General features: G+C 76.1%; 3 protein-coding genes. 2 read left to right on the forward strand and 1 reads right to left on the reverse strand.

All coding sequences use genetic code 11. The features are described 5' to 3' along the window. Both ACFWA9_RS38745 and ACFWA9_RS38750 read left to right on the forward strand, forming a co-directional pair. Positions 1-348, forward strand: a 348-nt coding sequence (locus tag ACFWA9_RS38745; RefSeq protein WP_380394225.1) for a response regulator transcription factor, incomplete at its 5' end; no start/stop codon positions are given. Positions 349-478: 130 nt separating this feature from the next. Next, positions 479-1039 (forward strand): endonuclease domain-containing protein, encoded by a 561-nt coding sequence (locus tag ACFWA9_RS38750; RefSeq protein WP_352291404.1) that lies wholly within the window; start codon positions 479-481, stop codon positions 1037-1039. A gap of 71 nt (positions 1040-1110) precedes the next feature. Here ACFWA9_RS38750 and ACFWA9_RS38755 read toward each other — a convergent pair whose 3' ends face one another. After that, the gene (locus tag ACFWA9_RS38755; RefSeq protein ID WP_380394228.1) at positions 1111-3387 is read right to left on the reverse strand and encodes an ATP-binding protein; all 2277 of its coding nucleotides are present in this window, start codon (positions 3385-3387) and stop codon (positions 1111-1113) included. Between the last annotated feature and the right edge of the window lie 155 nt (positions 3388-3542).

Here is a 3542-nt window from a genome sequence, read left to right on the forward strand (position 1 = left end):
CGCCCGGCCGACGCCTCACCGGTCACGGTCCTGGACGCCGTTCGCCGCGCGGCCGCCGGCGACAGCCCGTACAGCCCCAGCGTGCTGCGCCGGGTGGTGGCCAGGGCCTCGTCGGCCTGGCAGGACCAGGGCGAACGACGGCACGAGGCAGCCCACTTCACCGACCGGAAACAGGAAGTCCTCCGTCTGGTCGCCGCAGGACTCTCCAACAACGACCTCGCCGACCGGATGCACATCGGCGTCACGACGGTGAAGACCCACGTGGCGAACCTGATGACCAAGACCGGCGGCCCGAACCGCGTCCGCCTCGCGGTGCCGGCCATCCAACAGGGCCTGGCCGACACCTGACCGCGGCGTCGCCGAGAGCGGCCGGCGCACAGGCGCGGAGGTCGGGTGCGGAGCAGTCGCAGTCCAGCGTGGTCAGGACGGCGGCTGTCACGGTCCCGGGACTGTCAGTGATGCTCTCTAACCTGCTCCGGTGGACTGGGAAACCGACGAGGAGTTCTACGCATGGGTCGAAACCCTGGGCGACCCCTGCGAAGTGTGCGCGGACACGCTGTGGCGGATCGATGCGGGCCCCCGGGGGAAGACATGTCAGAGGTGCCGCAACGCGATCCGGCAGGCGCGTCGGCACAAGCTGACGCTCGCCCGGGTGAACGCGATCCTGAGAGCACAGGACGATACCTGCCCGCTGTGCCACCGCTTGGGGGGCGACTCGTCGATGGAGGGCCCGTCCTGGTGGCACATCGATCACGACCACCGATGCTGCCCCGGACAGTCGTCGTGCGGGCGGTGTGTGCGGGGGCTCCTCTGCAGGAACTGCAATGTCCGTGGCCTGGCCTGGTACGAAGCGCTCCCGGGTGAGCTTCGGACCTGGGATCACGGCAACAGCTATCTGGCCGATCCTCCGGCACGCAGGGCGGAGGCCGCAGTGCTGTTCGAAGGCGACCTTGAGGGCGTACGTTCCCGCGACGGCTCGTTCGCCGGGTGGCGCTCCGATCGACCACTGCGGACCGCGCACCAGGCCCCGAGCCGGTAGCCGGACACCTGAGGGTCGTCCCGAGACGCTCGGGCAGGAACGAGTCCGGCTCCGTCGGCGCCGCGCCCGGGTCACCCCTTCGTGGCCGTCAGGGTGGTTTCCAGTTGGGTGGCTTCGGTGAGGCGGGTGGGGTCGGCGGCGGATTCGGCGAAGGTTCTGGCTTCGCGGGCGGCGGTGAGGGCGCGGTCGTGGTGGCCGAGGGTGGCCAGGGCCTGGGCCTGGCCGAGGGCGGCGATGGCCTGGAGGAGGGGGACGGCGACGCGGGCGCCCACGGTGCGGGCTTCGGCGTAGGTGCGCTCGGCCTCCTGGGCGCGGCCGAGGGCGAGCAGGGCGCCGCCCTGCTGGGACAGGGCGTTGGTCCGGGTGAAGTCGCCGATGTGCGCGGCGGGTGCGGTGGCCGGGTCGGCGAGCAGGGCGAGGATGGTGTCGGTGGTGGCCACCGCGTCCGCGTGGCCGCCGGTGCCGGCCTGGGCCGAGGCCAGGGCCAGCAGGGCCTGGGGGCGGCCCTCGCGGTCGCCCGCCGTCGCGAAGAGTTCGGCCGACCGCCGGGCCCGGGGGACGGCGTCGGCGGGCTCGCCCAGCCGGTTGGCGGCCGCCGCCGCGTAGAAGTGCGCCCACGCCTCCTGGGTGACGTCCCCGCCGCGGCGGGCGAGTTCGGCCGCCTGTTCCGCGATGGCGGCCGATTCGCGGGGCTGGTGCGAGCAGTAGTGCACCGCCCAGGCCAGGTAGTTGGCGTGGGTGGCCGCGAGGACGTCGTCGCCCAGGGCGTGCGCCGCCGTGCGGGACAGTCCGAAGACGGTGGGCCAGTGGCCCCAGTTGGTCCAGCGGTCGGAGAACCAGTGCATGGACTCCGCGGTCCGGACGACGTCGGTGTGCCGGCCGGCCGCGGCCGCGGCGCGCAGGGCGGCCAGCCAGTTGGCGCTCTCGGCCTCCAGCCAGGCCTGCGCGGCCCGCGCCGAGCCGAAGCCGACGGGTGCCGCCGCGCGGCCGGCCGGCGGCGGTCCGGGCTGGAACCACTGCCCGGCCTCCGCGGCCGCGTCGAGCAGCCAGCGGTACAGCGCCGCCTCGGCGGCGGCGACGTCCTGCGGGGTCTCCTCCTCGTGGAGCCGCTCGCGCGCGTACAGCCGCAGCAGGTCGTGGAAGAGCAGCCGGTCGCCGGCGGTGTGCCCGAGCAGGCCGAGGTCGAGGAGTTCGTCGAGCATCTCCTCGACCGCGTCCGGCCGCAGACCGGTGAGGGCGGCGCCGGCGCCGGTGTCGAAGTCCGGCCCCGGGACGAGCGCGAGCCGGCGGAAGAGGCGCCGCACCGGCTCGGCCAGCTGTTCGTAGGAGAGCCGGAACGCCGAACGGATGCGCAGGTCCCCGGCGGTCAGGCGGCGCAGCCGGAGGTCCTCGTCCCCGAGCCGTTCGGCGAGGCCGTCGGCGCTCCAGGCGGGTCGGCTGAGCAGCCGGTTCCCGGCGATGCGCAGCGCCAGCGGGAGGTGTCCGCACAGCTCCGCGATCCGCGCCAGCGCCGCCGGGGCGGACCCGCCCGCCGGCTCGTCCTCGCGCTGGGCGAGGATCGCGCCGAGCAGTGCGGTGGCGGCGCCGACGGGCAGCGGCGCCAGGACGAGCCGGCGGGCGTGTTCGATCCCGGCGAGCGTGCGGCGGCTGGTCACCCAGAGCCGGCCCGCGCCGGGGCCGGGCAGCAGCGCGCGGACCTGGGCCTCGTGGGCGGCGTTGTCCAGGACGACGAGGGCCTCCCGCTCCCGCATCAGCCGGCGGTAGAGCCCGCGCCGCTCGTCGGTCTCGCCCGGCAGGTCGCGTTCGCGGACGCTCAGCGCCCGCAGCAGGCGGCCCAGGGCGTCGTGCGGGGTGACCGGCTCGGCGTCCAGGCCGCGCAGGTCGACGAAGAAGCAGCCGTCGGCGAACCGGTCGGCCAGCCGCGCCCCGGCGTGCACGACGAGCGCGGTCTTGCCCAGTCCGGGCGCGCCGGAGACGATCGAGACCGGTGGACCGGCCGGGGCGCCGGCGGTCCGGGCGAGCCAGTCGGTCTCGGTCTCGCGGCCGGTGAAGTCGGGTACCGCGGGCGGCAGGTCGCAGAGCCCGGTGGCCTCGGCGGCCGGGTGCCGTCGCCGGCCGGCGCGGGCCGCGCCCAGCAGCGTCCCGGTGGCGGCCGGGGCGAGCCCCAGGGCGGTGGCGAGGGCCTGGACGGTGCGGGCCTGGGGGCCGCGGCTGTGGCCGCGCTCCATGTCGCCGATGGCGCGGGCGCTGACGCCCGAACCCTCCGCCAGTTCCTCCAGGGTCAGCCCGGCGGCGTGGCGGTGCGCGCGCAGCAGCGGTCCCAGGGCCGGAACGTCCGGCTGGCTCATCTGACCCCCCGATAGGTGAGGGATCATCGTACCGGCCCACGGCTCTGACCTGCGACGACCCGGTTTCCGGCCGGTGGGGCGCACCCCCGGGTGTCCCGCGGCGCGCCCCACCGCCGGGCCCCGCCCCCCGCCCGGCCCCCCCCCCCCCCCGGGCC

It is taken from the genome of Kitasatospora sp. NPDC059973 (genome assembly GCF_042737525.1).
Classification (GTDB): domain Bacteria; phylum Actinomycetota; class Actinomycetes; order Streptomycetales; family Streptomycetaceae; genus Kitasatospora.

Coding starts and splice junctions, on each gene's coding strand:
- ACFWA9_RS38755 (WP_380394228.1), bottom strand. CDS start 3,387: ATGAGCCAGCCGGACGTTCCGGCCCTGGGACCGCTGCTGCGCGCGCAC.